The sequence below is a fragment of the Allobosea sp. P1_A7 genome (assembly GCF_056406775.1).
In genome coordinates this window covers 1-15,448 of sequence record NZ_JBFTZN010000155.1, presented here as the reverse complement: position 1 = coordinate 15,448, position 15,448 = coordinate 1, and the positions used below count along the sequence as shown (strand labels likewise).

General features: G+C 65.2%; 16 protein-coding genes and 1 tRNA gene. 12 read left to right on the top strand and 5 right to left on the bottom strand.

What is annotated here, in order from left to right:
* The 7 genes from AC1D34_RS23790 to AC1D34_RS23760 all read left to right on the top strand — a co-directional run.
* A partial coding sequence (locus AC1D34_RS23790; RefSeq protein WP_476825504.1) for a murein hydrolase activator EnvC family protein occupies positions 1–534 on the top strand: 534 nt, incomplete at its 5' end.
* Positions 534–1,868, top strand: a complete 1,335-nt coding sequence (locus AC1D34_RS23785) for a S41 family peptidase (RefSeq protein WP_441492176.1) — start codon at positions 534–536, stop codon at positions 1,866–1,868. The genes AC1D34_RS23790 and AC1D34_RS23785, both read left to right, overlap by 1 nt.
* A 125-nt stretch (positions 1,869–1,993) precedes the next feature.
* Positions 1,994–3,202, top strand: coding sequence for a divergent polysaccharide deacetylase family protein (locus tag AC1D34_RS23780; RefSeq protein WP_476825503.1), 1,209 nt, complete (start codon positions 1,994–1,996; stop codon positions 3,200–3,202).
* Complete coding sequence (locus tag AC1D34_RS23775) at positions 3,199–3,705, top strand: RNA pyrophosphohydrolase (protein WP_441492174.1); 507 nt, start codon at positions 3,199–3,201, stop codon at positions 3,703–3,705. The genes AC1D34_RS23780 and AC1D34_RS23775 overlap by 4 nt, the downstream gene beginning before the upstream one ends.
* 141 nt (positions 3,706–3,846) lie before the next feature.
* Complete coding sequence (gene hisE / locus AC1D34_RS23770) at positions 3,847–4,233, top strand: phosphoribosyl-ATP diphosphatase (RefSeq protein WP_476825502.1); 387 nt, start codon at positions 3,847–3,849, stop codon at positions 4,231–4,233.
* 142 nt (positions 4,234–4,375) lie between these two features.
* Positions 4,376–4,452: transfer RNA gene (locus tag AC1D34_RS23765), tRNA-Arg, on the top strand.
* Between the two features lie 587 nt (positions 4,453–5,039).
* The gene (locus tag AC1D34_RS23760) at positions 5,040–5,231 is read left to right on the top strand and encodes a hypothetical protein (protein WP_476825501.1); all 192 of its coding nucleotides are present in this window, start codon (positions 5,040–5,042) and stop codon (positions 5,229–5,231) included.
* Positions 5,232–5,332: 101 nt separating this feature from the next.
* Here AC1D34_RS23760 and AC1D34_RS23755 read toward each other — a convergent pair whose 3' ends face one another.
* A complete protein-coding gene (locus AC1D34_RS23755) occupies positions 5,333–6,658 on the bottom strand; it encodes an MFS transporter (RefSeq protein ID WP_441492171.1) in 1,326 nt (441 codons plus the stop codon).
* Between the two features lie 126 nt (positions 6,659–6,784).
* Between AC1D34_RS23755 and cyoA the strand changes: the two genes are divergently transcribed.
* From cyoA to AC1D34_RS23730, 5 genes are read left to right on the top strand one after another with little or no spacing between them, the layout of a single operon-like run.
* Positions 6,785–7,924 (top strand): ubiquinol oxidase subunit II, encoded by a 1,140-nt coding sequence (gene cyoA / locus AC1D34_RS23750; RefSeq protein ID WP_476825500.1) that lies wholly within the window; start codon positions 6,785–6,787, stop codon positions 7,922–7,924.
* Positions 7,925–7,965: 41 nt separating this feature from the next.
* The gene (gene cyoB, locus AC1D34_RS23745) at positions 7,966–9,966 is read left to right on the top strand and encodes a cytochrome o ubiquinol oxidase subunit I (protein WP_476825499.1); all 2,001 of its coding nucleotides are present in this window, start codon (positions 7,966–7,968) and stop codon (positions 9,964–9,966) included.
* A 9-nt stretch (positions 9,967–9,975) separates the two neighbouring features.
* Positions 9,976–10,611, top strand: coding sequence for a cytochrome o ubiquinol oxidase subunit III (gene cyoC / locus AC1D34_RS23740; protein WP_476825498.1), 636 nt, complete (start codon positions 9,976–9,978; stop codon positions 10,609–10,611).
* Positions 10,608–10,985 (top strand): cytochrome o ubiquinol oxidase subunit IV, encoded by a 378-nt coding sequence (gene cyoD / locus AC1D34_RS23735; RefSeq protein WP_069878933.1) that lies wholly within the window; start codon positions 10,608–10,610, stop codon positions 10,983–10,985. The genes cyoC and cyoD overlap by 4 nt, the downstream gene beginning before the upstream one ends.
* Positions 10,986–10,992: 7 nt before the next feature.
* Positions 10,993–11,748 carry an SURF1 family protein gene (locus tag AC1D34_RS23730; protein WP_476825497.1) on the top strand — a complete coding sequence of 252 codons (756 nt, stop codon included), beginning with the start codon at positions 10,993–10,995 and terminating at the stop codon, positions 11,746–11,748.
* Between the two features lie 56 nt (positions 11,749–11,804).
* Here AC1D34_RS23730 and AC1D34_RS23725 read toward each other — a convergent pair whose 3' ends face one another.
* The 4 genes from AC1D34_RS23725 to AC1D34_RS23710 all read right to left on the bottom strand — a co-directional run.
* Positions 11,805–12,581 (bottom strand): enoyl-CoA hydratase/isomerase family protein, encoded by a 777-nt coding sequence (locus tag AC1D34_RS23725; RefSeq protein ID WP_476825496.1) that lies wholly within the window; start codon positions 12,579–12,581, stop codon positions 11,805–11,807.
* A gap of 111 nt (positions 12,582–12,692) precedes the next feature.
* Positions 12,693–13,142: a TSUP family transporter gene (locus AC1D34_RS23720; protein WP_476825495.1), complete on the bottom strand. Its 450-nt coding sequence runs from the start codon at positions 13,140–13,142 to the stop codon at positions 12,693–12,695.
* A gap of 201 nt (positions 13,143–13,343) precedes the next feature.
* On the bottom strand, positions 13,344–14,093 hold the full coding sequence (locus AC1D34_RS23715) for an SDR family NAD(P)-dependent oxidoreductase (protein ID WP_476825494.1): 750 nt from the start codon (positions 14,091–14,093) through the stop codon (positions 13,344–13,346).
* 3 nt (positions 14,094–14,096) lie between these two features.
* On the bottom strand, positions 14,097–15,448 hold a 1,352-nt coding region (locus AC1D34_RS23710; protein ID WP_476825493.1), incomplete at its 5' end, for an MmgE/PrpD family protein.

Genomic DNA, 15,448 nt, shown 5'->3' with positions numbered 1-15,448 from the left:
CGCCAGGCTCTGGAGACCGAGACCCGCGAGCAGCGGCAACGCATGGCGGCGCTCGCTTTCAAGGACCCCGCCCGGCTTGCGCCGAAGATCGCTTTCGCGGAAGCTCGCGGCATGCTGCCGCTGCCCGCTGCCGGATCACAATTGCGTGGTTTTGGTGACAATGACGGCGTTGGCGGCACGACGCGCGGAATTTCACTGACAACCCGCCCTAATGCCCTAGTTTCGGCGCCTTCCGACGCTTGGGTTGTTTACGCTGGGCCGTTCCGCTCCTTCGGGCAACTCTTGATCCTGAACGCGGGTGGGGGGTACTATTTGCTCTTGGCCGGCATGCAGCGGATCGACGTGTCGCTGAACCAATTCGTCCTTGCCGGGGAACCGGTTGCGATGATGGGGCAAACGTCGGAAGCTGCCGCGACGATCGTAGGTTCGGGGACTGGGGAACCGGTTCTCTATATTGAGTTCAGAAAAGACGGCGTTTCGATCGACCCGGCACCGTGGTGGACGAAATCGCAAAGCGAAAAGGTTCGCGGATGATGCGCAAGGTCTCCCTCGTTCTCGCCGGCGCAATCGTTGGCGCGGGCCTTACCAGTCTGGCGACGCAGACCCACCTGCTGTCCTCGACCAGCGCGGTCGCGGCCTCGGCCGAGGTCTATCGTAGCCTCAACCTGTTCGGTGATATCTTCGAGAAGATTCGCACCGACTATGTCGAGAAGCCCGACGAGCAGAAGCTGATCGAGGCCGCGATCAACGGCATGGTCTCCTCGCTCGATCCCCATTCGGCCTATCTCGACGCCAAGAGTTTCCGTGACATGGACACGGACATGCGCGGCCAGTTCGGCGGCCTCGGCATAGAGGTCACGATGGAGGACGGCGTCCTCAAGGTCGCCAAGCCGATTCGCGACACGCCCGCCTCCAAGGCCGGCATCCTCGCCAACGACATCATCAGGGAGATCGATGGTGACCAGGTGAAAGGCCTGAGCCTGACCCAGGCCGTGGAGAAGATGCGCGGCATCATCAACACGCAGGTCAAGCTCAAGATCGAGCGCCCGGGCAAGCCGGATCCGCTGGAGTTCACCCTGACGCGTTCCACCATCGTCGTCCCGGCGGTCGAGGAGCGGGTTGAGGGCGATGTCGGCTATATCCGCATCGGCACTTTCAGCGAGCAGACCTATGAGGGACTGCGCAAGGCGCTCGACAAGGTCAATGCCGAGATCGGTGTCGACAAGATCAAGGGCTATGTGATCGATCTGCGCAATAATCGCGGTGGCAGGCTCGACCAGTCGGTGCTGGTGTCGGACGCGTTCCTGGAGCGCGGCAAGATCGTCTCGACGCGCGGTCGCAATGCCGAGGAGACCCAGGTCTTCAACGCCAAGTCGGGCGACCTGACCAAGGGCAAGCCGGTCGTGGTTCTGATCAACGGCTCTTCGGCCTCGGCGGCCGAGATCGTTGCCGGCGCCCTGCAGGATCACAAGCGCGCAACCGTGATGGGCACGCGCTCGTTCGGCAAGGGCTCCGTGCAGACGGTGATCCCGCTCGGCTCGAATGGCGGCCTGCGCCTGACCACGGCGCGCTACTACACGCCATCGGGCAATTCGATCCAGGCCAAGGGCATCACGCCGGATATCGAGGTCGTCCAGGAGATTCCGCCAGAGCTCAAGGACAAGCTGACGGACAACAAGGGCGAGGCATCCCTGAAGGGCCATCTCAAGTCGGGCGACGGCAAGGATGAGCAGTCGGGTTCGGCTTCCTATGTGCCGAATGACCCGGCCAAGGATACGCAGCTTCTTGCCGCGTTGAATCTGTTGCGGGGTGTCAAGAAGGACGTCGCCGGCCCGGTTCCGACCCCAGAGCCCGCCAAGCCGAACTGATCTCCATCCGACTGCGAGGAGAGCGCCGTTCTCCGGCGCTCTCGACTGCTGGCCCCGCACGCGCCAAGACTAGGCGTGCGGGCCGCTGATTCGGGTCCGTTTCGAACAGCTGAGGACGGCTGCCCTTGGCCGGAACGCCGCTTACCGAGCTCGATCGGCCCTTGGGGCAGGGTCGCCCGGTGCGCCACGGCAAGCCGTGGACGCGCTGGCTGTCGCTTGCCCTGAGCGGGGCGGTGGGGTGCGCGGCGCTTGCGGTGATTGCCATCCTGCTGTTCCGGCGCGATCCTGACGGTGGCGAGCCGATGGCGACTGCCGCGATCGAGATCAGGCAGCCTTCAAGGGAAATCGCGGCTGCACCTGCTGTCGAACCGAATGTCAGAGATCCGCGCTCTCAATCCACAGCGCGCCAGCTTGAAACCGAATCAGGGGTGACCGTCGTGCGCCCGGGGGCAGAGGCTCCCGGTGCGATCGTCATCACGATTCCCGATAGCGGCGAGGTCAAGCTCGCGCCGGCTCCCGACAACCGGCTGGTCGAGCGCAGCCGGTTCGGCCTTCTGCCGAAGGTGGCGCCGGACGGCGCGACACCGATGCAGGTCTATGCCCGCCCGTTAGGTCCTGCGCCTGAGACCAAGCCGGCCGGCCGCATTGCGCTTCTCGTCGGCGGGCTGGGCATCAGCCAGAATGGTACGGCAGATGCGATCACGCAGCTGCCTGGCGCGGTTTCGCTGGCCTTCGCGCCCTATGGGGTCGAGCTGGAGCGCGTAGTGCAGCGGGCTCGTGGCGACGGCCACGAGGTCTTCCTGCAGGTGCCGATGGAACCGTTCGACTATCCCGACAACGATCCCGGCCCGCACACCCTGCTCTCCGGCCCCAAGGCCGCTGAGAATCTCGATCGGCTGCATTGGGTGCTCGGTCGATTCACCGGCTATGTCGGCATCGTCAATTTCCTTGGAGGCCGGCTGACGGCGGATGAGAACGCCCTGTCGCCGGTCCTGCGCGAGATCGCCGGTCGCGGGCTGATGGTCGTCGACGACGGCTCGTCCTCGCGCAGCCAGCTCGCGAGCGCGGCAGCGCGGGCGCAGATTCCGGCACTCAAGGTCGACAGGGTGATCGATACGGTCACCCGCGCGGATGCGATCGACCAGCAGCTGCAGCGGCTTGAGACTCAGGCGCGCGAGCAGGGTGTGGCGATCGGCGCGGCGAGCGCGCTGCCGGTCTCGATCGAGCGCATTGCCCGCTGGGCCAAATCTCTGGAGGCCAAGGGCCTCGTCATCGTGCCGGTCAGCGCAGCCCGCGGACTGCGCAATCCCTCCACAACAGGTTCCCTGAAATGACCGAGCCGCCTCCCGGCTATCGCCCCTGCGTTGGGCTGGCCTTGTTCAACCGCGACGGGCTCGTCTTCGTCGGGCGGCGGGCGGACAAGACCAAGCGCGAGCATGTTGCGCCGGGCTTTGCCTGGCAGATGCCGCAAGGTGGCATCGATCCCGGCGAGACGCCCTATCAGGCGGCGCTGCGTGAGCTGCAGGAGGAAACCAATGTCACCTCCGTCTCGCTGCTGGCGGAGGTGCCGGTCTGGCTGAGCTATGATCTTCCCGTGGATATCGGCCAACAGGCCTGGAAGGGCCGCTGGCGCGGCCAGGCCCAGAAATGGTTCGCCTTCCGCCTCGACGGTCCCGACAGCGAGATCGATATCCTGCACCCGGCAGGAGGTCACAAGGCAGAGTTCGAGGCCTGGCGATGGGCACGGCTGGAAGAGACGCCCGATCTGATCATTCCGTTCAAGCAGGCCGTCTATCGCGACGTGGTCCGGTCCTTCGCTCCCTTCGCTGCGGACTGATCGTTCCAAGTTCGTCTCGGCGTGAAACAAACATTTCGCGTCCTGCGATTTGCTCTACCATTTCCTGGGGAGTGATTCGCGCTGCGCGCTGCCTGAGCTCCCTGTCACGAAATGCTCACATGAGGGGGTGAGGCTCGCGATATGGTTGATTCGGTTTTCAAGCTTCACACTGCGGTCCTTGCCGCGCGCACGCGCGACCCGGCCTTTTCGCGCACCGCCAAGCTCATCGGCGAGGGGCTGCCGAAGATGGCCAAGAAGCTGGCCGAGGAGGCGGTGGAGGTCGGGCTGGAAGCGGTTCAGGCCGACCGCGAGCGGGTGATCCTCGAGAGCGCCGACCTGATCTACAATCTCGTAGTGCTCTGGAGCGAGATCGGGATCGCGCCCGCGGATGTCTGGCGCGAGATGGACCGGCGCGAACAGCTCTATGGCATTGCCGAGAAATTGCCGAAGAATCGCGCCGCGAAGCAAGCGCGACAGGAAAGCGCCGAGGTTGCCGCACTTGGCGGGGGTGGCTTGCGCGAAGACTGAGCATCCCGCGCGTTTTTGGCGCGCTTGCCCCCTCATCCCCGGGAATGTCAGATTTCCGGGAAGACGGGGGTTGCCAAGCCGAAGCGTTGCGGCTATTCCCGCCACATCAGATCGACGCGGCCACGGCCGAGCCACCTGATACGCGCCCGTAGCTCAGCTGGATAGAGCATCAGACTACGAATCTGAGGGTCAGAGGTTCGAATCCTTTCGGGCGCGCCATTTTTGGCTCCTTCTCAGGAGCACTGCTTACGGTTCGTTTTCAGGGCCATTTGTAAGCTTTCATTCAAGCACGATTCAGCGCTCTGCACTCGGCCGAAGGCCATGGGGTGGTCGATCTTCGCCAACGCGTGTCGTTCTGCCAGCGATCGATCCGGCCGCGTGTCGGTCATGTGCCCGGTCGTCCCATGATTTCGGCGCGGTTCGCGCGATCATGGCCCATTTGACCCCACGCGCCTATCGCGGGGCCTGCTGGGCCGAATCGTCGTGCATCCAGTCTCTCGATCGCTTGCTGAGCATTCCCCGTGAGCAGGGTGGTTGTTGCCGCTCCTTGTCGACCGCAAGGCAGCGCCGCTGCCAAGCGCTGGCGACTGCGCGCCAATTCGAAGCGGCGTGGCTCAGCGTGAGATCCGACGAACGACCGGGCGCAATGGACTGAGCATGATGCGGCACCGTCACTGCTCAGATGCTGCGATCCGTTTTGGGGGGCGAAGCCGAAGAGATTGCCACCCGATCGGTCCACGGCAGGGGAACAGCTGCCGTTCAAGGACGTTGCGCAACCAGGAGGACGCGCGATGAAGGCTTCAGTGATGACGTTATTGCTACTCACCGCATTGGCGGCGAGCGCCTGCAACACGACCCAGCAGAGGATCGGCGGTGCCGCTGCCGGAGCCGGAACGGGCGCACTTGTCGGTGGTCCGGTCGGTGCGGTCGTTGGGGGCGCTGCGGGGGCGGTCACGGCTCCCACCGTGGTGCGCGCAACACGGCGTGCGACGCGTTAGCCGTAGGCGCTGACCGGCCGCTGACTTCGGACCATTTCAGCCTCTTCCACCGCCTCAGGCTCGGCGCGGACGCATATCATCGCTTGCGCGTTGCGGGTGGTTCAGCCGTAACGCCCCTCGAGCCGCCGATCGATCCCTAGTGCCGCGAGCGTGCAGAGCGCGCCCGAGAGCAGATAGACGCCAACCCAGGCGAGCCCGAATTGGCTGGACACGGTCAGCGCCACGAGTGGCGCGAAGCCCGCGCCGAGCAGCCAGGCAAGATCCGAGGTCAGCGCTGCGCCGGTATAGCGGTACTGGGTGCCGAAGCTCGAGGCCACGGCGCCGGCAGTCTGGCCGTAGGAGAGCCCAAGCAGGCCAAAGCCGATGATCACGTAGATCGTCTGCCCCGCCAGGCTGTCGCCGAAGAGCAGGGGGGCGATGATGCTCGACAGGCTGAAGAGCGCGATCATTCCGCCAGAGACAAGGAGCGTGTTGCGGCGGCCAATCTGGTCGGCGATCAAACCGGAGGTGACGATCGCGCCGAAGCCAACCACGGCGCCGGCCGCCTGCACCATCAGGAATTCCGAAACCGAACGTTCGGTGAAGAGGTTGATCCAGCTCACCGGGAAGATGGTGACGAGGTGGAACAGCGCGAAGCTCGCCAGCGGCACGAAGGCGCCGAGGATGAGGGTGCTGCCGCGCGCCCTGACCAACTCAAGCACCGGCATGGGCATGAGCTCGCGGGTTTCCATGAGCTGGGCGAACTCGTGGGTTGCGACCATCCGCAGCCGCGCGAACAACGCCACGACATTAATCGTCAGCGCGACGAAGAAGGGGTAGCGCCAACCCCAGTCGAGGAAATCTTCCCGCGACAGCAAGCCTTCGAAATAGGCGAACAGGCCGGCAGCAAGGATGAAGCCAAGCGGAGCGCCGAGCTGTGGCAGCATGGCGTACCAGCCGCGGCGGCCGACGGGCGCGTTGAGGGCGAGCAGGGAGGAGAGCCCATCCCAGGCTCCGCCGAGCGCGATGCCCTGCAGGAGCCGGAAGATCGCGAGAATGATGCCGGACCAGATGCCGATCGTGGCATAGCCGGGCAGGAAGGCGATGGCGGCCGTCGCGCCACCGAGGAGGAAGAGCGCAACGGTAAGCTTGGCCGCGCGACCGTGGCGACGGTCGATCGCCATGAACAGCACTGTACCGATCGGGCGGGTTATGAAAGCGAGCGCGAAGATCGCGAAGGCATAGAGCGTCGCGGTCAGCCGGTCGGCGAAGGGAAATACCAGCTCGGGAAAGACCAGAACGCAGCCGAGACCGAAGACGAAGAAGTCGAAATATTCGGAAGTTCGGCCGATGATCACGCCGATCGCGATCTCGCCGGGCGAGACATGGTCGCGCCCGTGCTCGTCCGTCAGGTGGCCCGATGTATGGTTCGCTGCCTCAGCGCTCATGACCGGGAACCCCTCGTTATCGGGCGGGTCGGATCGTACGGGCTTGCCCGCACCTCATGCAAATGGATACGGTGGATCGCAGATACCCGTCAAACCTTCGCAATGGGACAGATTGTCTGATGGGTGATGCGAAGGAATGGGCATAGAGAAGGTTGTTCCGGCGGCAGGGAGGTCTCGAGTCTCTTGCGGATCCTTCGATTTCTAACGGTTCTTCCTGTTTTCGCCATGCTCGGCGGCTGCCAGATGGTGCTCTTGGCACCGTCCGGCGATGTTGCCGTGCAGCAGCGAAACCTGCTGCTGACCTCGACGGCGCTGATGCTCCTGATCATCGTGCCGGTGATGGCGCTGACGGTGTTCTTCGCCTGGCGCTACCGCGCTTCCGCCGACGCGACCTATGATCCCGACTGGCACCATTCGCTACCGCTCGAGGTGGTGATCTGGGCGGTTCCGTTGCTGATCATCATCGTCATCGGCGCGATCACCTGGATGGCCACGCATCTGCTCGACCCCTACCGGCCACTGGGGCGCATCAGCGCGGCGAAGCCGGCTGCCGCTGCGAGGATGAGCGAGAACGCGCCACCGCAAGGGCCGTTGGTCATCCAGGTGGTGGCGCTCGACTGGAAGTGGCTGTTCCTCTACCCGGAGCAGGGCATCGCCTCGCTCAATGAGGTCGTGGCGCCGGTCGACCAGCCGATCGAATTCCGGATCACGTCCTCCACCGTCATGAATTCCCTCTTCATTCCGGCGCTGGCGGGGCAGATCTACGCCATGCCGGGCATGCAGACGAAACTCAACGCCGTGATCAATCATCCCGGCGATTTCGAGGGCTTCTCGGCCAATTACAGCGGCGCCGGCTTCTCCGACATGCGCTTCCGTTTCCGCGGCGTCGACCGCCAGGGCTTCGAGGCCTGGACCCGAGCCGCGCGCGAAAAGGGCGGGCCACTCGGACGCGAGGAATATCTGGTGCTGGAACGCCCAAGCGAGCGCGAGTCGACGCGGCAGTTCCGCGATGTCGCACCTGATCTGTTCCAGGCGGTCCTCAACATGTGTGTCGATCGCGCCAAGATGTGCACGCGCGACATGATGGCGATGGATGCCAAGGGCGGCGGCGGCAGGAAGGGGATCTCGACCGTGATGGCGCTCGAATACGACAAGAGCGTGCGCCGGGGCGGGCAACCGATGCCGCCGCGCCCCTTCGTCACGGCGATCTGCACGCCCGCCGACGTCTACGGTACCGCGGGCGTCACCGCCCGCGTAGCCAACTGAACCGCGTCCGAGATGGTCGCCGCTAGCGAGACGAGGGATCCATGACCTCCTATCCCGAATGGTGGAAGCTTGTGTTCGGCCGTTTCACCTTCGAAGCGCTGCCGCTGCACGAGCCGATCCTGGTGGCGACCTTTGCTGTCGTGGTGCTCGGCGGCCTCGCGCTCCTCATGCTGATCACGCGGATGAAGGCCTGGGGCTATCTCTGGAACGAGTGGTTCACCAGCGTCGACCACAAGAAGATCGGGATCATGTACATGATCCTGGGGGTCATCATGCTGCTGCGCGGCTTCGCCGACGCGCTGATGATGCGGGGCCAGCAGGCGATCGCTTTTGCCGGCAGCGAGGGCTACCTGCCGCCGCACCATTACGACCAGATCTTCACCGCCCATGGCGTCATCATGATCTTCTTCGTGGCGATGCCCTTCGTCACGGGGCTGATGAACTTTGTCGTGCCGTTGCAGATCGGCGCGCGGGATGTCGCCTTCCCATTCCTCAACAATTTCAGCTTCTGGATGACGGTGGGCGGCGCCGTGCTGGTGATGGCCTCGCTCTTCATCGGCGAATTCGCCAAGACGGGCTGGCTTGCCTACCCGCCCCTCTCAGGTGCCGCCTACTCGCCCGGGGTGGGCGTGGACTACTATCTCTGGGCGCTGCAGATCGCGGGCGTGGGCACAACGCTCTCCGGCGTCAACCTGGTGGCGACCATCATCAAGATGCGCGCGCCCGGCATGGACATGATGAAGATGCCCGTCTTCACCTGGACGTCGCTGTGCACCAATGTCCTGATCGTCGCGACCTTCCCGATCCTGGCGGCGACGCTCGCGCTGCTGACGCTCGATCGCTATGTCGGCACCAACTTCTTCACGAACGATCTCGGCGGCAACCCGATGATGTACGTGAACCTGATCTGGATCTGGGGGCACCCCGAGGTCTACATCCTGATCCTGCCGGCCTTCGGCATCTTCTCGGAGGTGGCCTCGACCTTCTGCGGCAAGCGGCTCTTCGGCTATGCCTCGATGGTCTATGCGACGGTGGTGATCACCATCCTGTCCTACCTCGTCTGGCTGCACCATTTCTTCACGATGGGCTCGGGCGCCAGCGTCAATTCCTTCTTCGGCATCACGACGATGATCATCTCGATCCCGACGGGCGCGAAGATCTTCAACTGGCTGTTCACGATGTATCGCGGCCGCATCCGCTTCGAGCTGCCGATGATGTGGCTCATCGCCTTCATGCTAACCTTTGTCATCGGCGGCATGACCGGCGTGATGCTGGCGGTGCCGCCGGCCGATTTCGTGCTGCACAACAGCCTGTTCCTGGTTGCGCATTTCCATAACGTCATCATCGGCGGCGTCGTCTTCGGCATCTTCGCCGGCATCGCCTACTGGTTTCCGAAGGCTTTCGGCTTCAAGCTCGATCCGTTCTGGGGCAAGCTCTCCTTCTGGTTCTGGGTCGTCGGCTTCTACGTCGCCTTCATGCCGCTCTATGTGCTCGGCCTGATGGGCGTGACCCGCCGCTTGAATCGCTTCGAGGACCCCTCGCTGCAGATCTGGTTCGTGATCGCGGCAATCGGCGCGGTGCTGATCCTGTTCGGCATCCTTTGCTTCCTCATCCAGATCGCGGTCAGCATCATCCGTCGCGATGCCTTGCGCGACACGACCGGCGACCCCTGGGACGGGCGCACGCTGGAATGGTCGACGTCCTCGCCTCCGCCCGATTACAATTTCGCCTTCACCCCGGTGATCCACGACCATGACTCGTGGTCCGACATGAAGAAGCGCGGCTATCAGCGCCCGCTCGCTGGCTTCCGGCCGATTCATATGCCGAGGAATACCGGGGCCGGTGTCATCATCGCGTGCTTCGCGACGCTCTGCGGCTTCGCGCTGATCTGGCACGTCTGGTGGCTGGCAGCGCTGACTTTCGTGGGCGCCGTGGCGAGTGTGATCACGCACAGCTTCAATTACGACCGCGACTTCCACATCCCGGCAGAGACCGTACTGCGCGAAGAGGATTCGCGCAGCAAGCTGCTGGCCCGGGCCTGAGGAATGATGATGGCGAAGGCGGCAGCACAGGTCCCGGTCCGAAACGGCGCCCCGACGTTCTACGTCACGGAAGAGGAGCACGAGCACTCCGGCGGCTCGACCATGCTCGGCTTCTGGATCTACCTGATGAGCGATTGCCTCGTCTTCGCGGTGCTGTTCGCGACGTTCGGGGTGCTGGGGCGCAACTACGCGGCGGGGCCGTCCGGCGCCGACCTGTTCGATCTCAGGCTGGTGGCGGTCAATACCGGCCTGCTGCTGGTCTCCTCGATCACCTATGGCTTCGCCATGCTGGCGATGGAAAAGGGCCGGCAGGCCGCAATGCAGGGCTGGCTCGTCGTGACCGGCCTGTTTGGCCTCGGCTTCCTCGCGGTCGAGCTTTACGAGTTCGCCCACCTGATCAACGGGGGCGCGACGCCGATGCGCAGCGCGTTCCTCTCTTCTTTCTTCACGCTGGTCGGCACGCACGGGCTGCATGTCACTTTCGGCCTGATATGGCTGGTCGTGCTGATGAGGCAGGTCGCAAGACACGGGCTGATCGAGGCCAATTGCCGCCGGCTGATGTGCCTGAGCATGTTCTGGCACTTCCTCGACATCGTCTGGATCGGCGTCTTTACCTTCGTCTACCTGATGGGCGTGCTGAAATGAGCGGAAGCCAGGACCACGCCGAGCCGCATGGCGAGCACGGGGACGCCCATGGCGCTCCCCATGGCAGCCTGCGCGGCTACATTACCGGCTTCGTGCTTTCGGTCATCCTGACCGCGATCCCGTTTTGGCTCGTCATGAATGACGTGCTCGGTCACGCGACTTTGACCGCGCTCGTGATCATGGGTTTCGCGGCGGTGCAGATTGTCGTCCACATGGTCTATTTTCTGCACATGAACGGCCGCTCCGAAGGCGGCTGGTCGATGATGGCGCTGATCTTCACCATCATCATCGTGGTGATCGTGCTCTCGGGCTCGCTGTGGGTCATGTACCACCTCAACGCCAACATGATGCCGAGCGACATGCATAGGATGTGAGGCCGGCGTGGTGACGTTCCCGGACGCGGGGCAGGGGCGCCGACCGCGCACGGCGCATGTCGTTTTTGTCGCCGCAGCCTGCGTGCTTGCGCTCATCTTCGCAGGGCTCGGCATCTGGCAGATGCAGCGGCGGGCCTGGAAGCTCGACCTCATCGCCCGTGTCGAGGCACGCATCCACGCGCCGCCAGCGGCCGCGCCCGGGCCGGCGGAATGGGGCAGGATCAACGCCGCCACCGACGAATATCGCCGCGTTGCATTGCAGGGGCGCTATCTCCCCGGGCCGGAAACGCTGACCATGGCGGTGACGGAGCGCGGCCCCGGCTTCTGGGTGCTGGCGGCGTTTCGAACGGATGCCGGCTTTACCGTTCTCGTCAATCGCGGCTTCCTGCCGGAGGGGCGGCGTGGGCCGGACGAACGGCGCAAGGTTGCCGGCGAAGCGGCGGGTCTCACCGGGTTGCTGCGGCTGAGCGAGCCGGGTGGCGGCTTCCTACGTGCGAACGATCCCGCCGCCGGGCGCTGGTATTCCCGCGACGTCGTGCAGATCGCGCAGCAGGCACAGGGCGTCGGAGAGGTCGCACCCTATTTCGTCGATGCCGACGCTGTCTCCGAGCCTGGCCCGCTGCCGCAGGGCGGGATGACACAGGTCAGCTTCCGCAACACGCATCTTGTCTACGCGCTGACCTGGTTCTGCCTTGCATTGATGAGCGCGGGGGTGGCGGCCCATGTGATCCGGGGCAAGGCCGACGAACCGCCGTCAGCGTAGAAGCAGTCCCCACACCGAACCCGCAGTTTCGGCCAATCATCCGAGCTCATCCAGCTTCAGCGTCCTTGCCAGGTCGGCGCGCGCTTGGTGAGGAAGGCCTCGATACCCTCTCGGAAATCGGCGCTCATATAGCACATCAGGATGAGGTCGCTTTCCCTTGTGCGGTCGGATCTGGTGATCCGTCGCATCGCTTCCTTGGTCGCGCGCAGGGTCAGCGGTGCGTGGCCAGCAATGGTCGTGGCCAATTCCTTTGCCCGCTCCATCAGCGCGACATGGTCGGAGACGAGTTCAGTGTAGAGACCGATGCGGTGGCCCTCGTCGGCATCGATTAGCCGCGCGGTAAAGACGATGTCCTTGACCCGCGCCGGTCCGAGCAGGGTGGCCAGCCGCGCATAATTGTTCATGGACAGGCAATTGCCGAGCGTGCGCGCCACCGGGAAGCCGAAGCGGGCGTTGCGCGTCGCAATCCGGAGATCGCAGGCGCAAGCGATGCCGGCACCTCCGCCCGTTGCCGCCCCCGAGATCGCCGCGATGGTCGGAACCTGGCAACTTTCAATCTTCTGCAATGCACCGTCGATGCGTGCCTCATAGGCCAGCGCATCCTCCGGCTTGTCGAAGGCGCGGAACTGCGAGATGTCCGTTCCGGCGGCGAAGGCTTTCTCTCCCGCCCCGGTCAGAACCAGAACCTTGGGTGAGCCATGGCCTTCGAGATGGGAGCAGATCTCGGCGACGCGGTCATACATCGCAAATGTCAGCGCGTTGCGCGCCTGCGGCCGGTTGAGCGTAATCCAGCCGATCCCGCCGTCGACCTCATAGCAGATCTCGTCACTCATCGATTCCTGCTCTCCTTCGTGCAGCCGGCATCAGTGGAACCGCTGTCGCCGGCGCCCGGCCGTAGCGCAGTGTCGGATCGGCTTGCGCCAGAACTTGTGTTGGACATCGTTTCAAGCTCGGTTCCGCAGGGCCTGTATCACGAAGGAGAAGCCGCCGAGCGCAACGACGCCGTCGAGCAGCAGCGCGTGGACCTTGAGCGGTATGCGGGCGAGCAGCGCTCTGGCAAGCCAGGCGCCCGGAAACATGCAAAGCCCGATCACCGCACCCAGCCAGACCTGCGCGCTGGTCAGGACCGCTGCCTGCCCGAAGACCAGTGTCTTGGTGAGATGCATGGTGAGGCCGACGATCGCATCGGTCGCGACCAGCGCTGCACCGCCAAGCCCGGCGCCGAGCAGGATCGGGATCATCAGCAATCCGCCGCCGATCGTCGTGCCCGAGAGAAAGCCGAAGAATGCTGACGCGACGAGAACGCCGGTCGGACCGATCTCGAAGCGCCGGCCGGCGAACAGGCGCTTGAGCACCACGATCGCGATCAGGAAGATCCCGAGCACCAGCGACATGACTGAGCAGCATCGCAACGCTGATCGTCTGCACCACGGAGGCGACGCCGATGATCGGGGCCAGCACCAGCGACAGCACGATCGCGCCGCCCGAGCCGGTGAGCGCACTCAGCAGCGATCCGACCAGGGCGGCTGTGCCGACGGCGAGCGCCGTCACAACCTGCACGGCCGATCCGAGCAAGGCCGGGTCGGCCACGACGCTCATGGCAGATAGGCCCCGCCATTCACATGCATGGTCTGGCCGGTGAGATAGCGCCCGTTCGGCCCGGCAAGATAGCGCACCATCGCCGCGACCTCCTGCGGCCGGCCGCGGCGTCCGACCAAGGTGGTGCGGTGTTTGTGATGGTCCGGCTCGGCCGCCGAGTGGCCGCCGCGCACCGTATCGATCAGGCCTGGGGAGACGAGGTTGACGGTGATCCCGCGCTCGGCCAGCTCCTGCGCCAGCGCCTTGGTGAGACCGTCGAGTCCGGCCTTGGCAGTGACGACATGGGCGCGTTGCTTCGCGCCGGTATAGGCTGTCAGTCCGCCGATGTTGATGATGGCGCCTGCGCCGCTCGCGGTCAGCGCGTCCAGTGCCGCCTGCGAGCACAGGAACGGGCCGTCGAGCGTGACCCCGAGCACCTGATGCCATTGCGCCAGGGTCATCGCGTCGAAGGCCACTTCGCCACGGATCGCGGCATTGTTGACGAGGATGTCGAGCCGGCCGAAGCGCTTGAGCGTGGCCTCGACGGCGGCGCGGACCGAGTCAGGGTTGGTGACATCGGCCCGCTGCCAGGCGGCACGACCACCCTCGGCCTCGACTGCGGCGACCATTTCGCCAAGCCCTGTCTCGTCCGAGAGCGCCACGCCCATCACCGCTGCCCCACCGGCGGCGAGTTCGAGCGCGATGGCGCGGCCGATATTGCGGGCTGCTCCCGTGACCAGTGCAACCTTGCCGTCGAGTTCGGTCATCGCTCAGCCCCGTGCCGCCGAGAGGTCGACGCTGCCGCCGGCGGCGAGCGTGTCGAGCGCGGCGGCCATCTGCTCGGAGCGCTCGCGCGCCCAGCCCCCGAAGGCGGCGTTGTCGTGGAATTTCTGCAGGATATCGCCTGCGGAAAGAGGCTCATGGGCCCCGCCGCGCATGTGCGGCTGATGCATTTCGCGCACCGAGCCATCCGTGAGGGTGGCCCTGATATGGCCGCTGAAATTGCGCGGATACGCGTCTTCTGGATTGACGACATAGGACACCTTGGCGGCCAGCGCCCGCACGCTCGCCTCCGCCACGCGCTCCTCGGTGAATTGCCCAAGCCCGGCGCCGCCATCGATGAAACCGACGGCGACGCAATAAGGCGTCGAGAATTTTGCCGCATAGGCATTGGGCGGCGCCTGCTTCAGCGCCAGTGGTTCCCAGAGCCGGTGCACCGTGCCTTCGCCGACCTCGCATTCCAGGCTGAGGATGCCCTCGGCCTTCACACCCTGCTTCGCCAGCGCGATGGCGCAGTCGACGAAGGGCTGGGTCATCGTCCCGCAGGCATAGGGCTTGAAGGCGAGTGTCTCGAGCACCCAGCTCTCGCCCAACCTGTCGAGCAGCGGCGTGAAATCCGGTGCCTTCGACGGAGCGAAGGCGCGGTAGAAACCGTGATGGCCCTCGATCACGGTTGCGGGTCCGAGGAAGCCGGCCTCGGCCAGCAGGGCGGCGCGAATGCCGGCCTGCGCTGCCGCACCGGCATGGAGCCGCTTGGTCCAGCTGCCGTCGGCGAGATATTCGATGATGCCGGAGGCCAGGCTGCCGGCGACGCCGATGGCATGCGCGATCAGCTTCGGGGGCAGGCCGAGGGCGCTCGCCACCGCGGCGGCAGCTGCGGGAGCGCCGATCACCGCGGTCGGGTGAAAACAGGCCTTGTGAATCGCTTGCGGCGTCACCAGGCTCATTCGGCACATCAGCTCGGTGCCGACTGCAACACCGCGCAGCACGGCTTCGCCCGACAACCCGCGATGCTCCGCCGCCGCCAGCACGGCTGGCACGATCACGGCGCCGGCGTGGATCGGCCCGCCCTCGAATGTATCGTCAAAATCCTCGCCATGCGCCGCGGTGCCGTTGACCAGCGCGGCGTCATAGGGGCCCAGGCCCGATGCATGGCCGATCGCGGTTGCCTTGCCCGACGACGCGGTCGAGGCCAGGGCGGCGCGGACATAGTCGGTGCCACGCGCCGCGACGCAAAGCCCGGCGACGTCGAGCAGCAGCAGGCGGACGGGCTCCCGCGCCTTGGGGCTCACCGTCGCATGGGCGGCGAAGCTGGCGAGCCGCAGCGCGACCGGCTCATCGG

What these genes read in the sequence shown, in the direction of transcription:
- AC1D34_RS23760 (WP_476825501.1), top strand. Translation starts at nt 5,040, where the DNA reads ATGACGTTATTGCTACTCACCGCATTGGCGGCGAGCGCCTGCAACACG.
- hisE (WP_476825502.1), top strand. Translation starts at nt 3,847, where the DNA reads ATGGTTGATTCGGTTTTCAAGCTTCACACTGCGGTCCTTGCCGCGCGC.
- AC1D34_RS23725 (WP_476825496.1), bottom strand. Translation starts at nt 12,581, where the DNA reads ATGAGTGACGAGATCTGCTATGAGGTCGACGGCGGGATCGGCTGGATT.
- cyoA (WP_476825500.1), top strand. Translation starts at nt 6,785, where the DNA reads ATGCGAAGGAATGGGCATAGAGAAGGTTGTTCCGGCGGCAGGGAGGTC.
- AC1D34_RS23755 (WP_441492171.1), bottom strand. Translation starts at nt 6,658, where the DNA reads ATGAGCGCTGAGGCAGCGAACCATACATCGGGCCACCTGACGGACGAG.
- cyoD (WP_069878933.1), top strand. Translation starts at nt 10,608, where the DNA reads ATGAGCGGAAGCCAGGACCACGCCGAGCCGCATGGCGAGCACGGGGAC.
- AC1D34_RS23775 (WP_441492174.1), top strand. Translation starts at nt 3,199, where the DNA reads ATGACCGAGCCGCCTCCCGGCTATCGCCCCTGCGTTGGGCTGGCCTTG.
- cyoC (WP_476825498.1), top strand. Translation starts at nt 9,976, where the DNA reads ATGGCGAAGGCGGCAGCACAGGTCCCGGTCCGAAACGGCGCCCCGACG.
- AC1D34_RS23785 (WP_441492176.1), top strand. Translation starts at nt 534, where the DNA reads ATGCGCAAGGTCTCCCTCGTTCTCGCCGGCGCAATCGTTGGCGCGGGC.
- AC1D34_RS23715 (WP_476825494.1), bottom strand. Translation starts at nt 14,093, where the DNA reads ATGACCGAACTCGACGGCAAGGTTGCACTGGTCACGGGAGCAGCCCGC.
- cyoB (WP_476825499.1), top strand. Translation starts at nt 7,966, where the DNA reads ATGACCTCCTATCCCGAATGGTGGAAGCTTGTGTTCGGCCGTTTCACC.
- AC1D34_RS23720 (WP_476825495.1), bottom strand. Translation starts at nt 13,142, where the DNA reads ATGTCGCTGGTGCTCGGGATCTTCCTGATCGCGATCGTGGTGCTCAAG.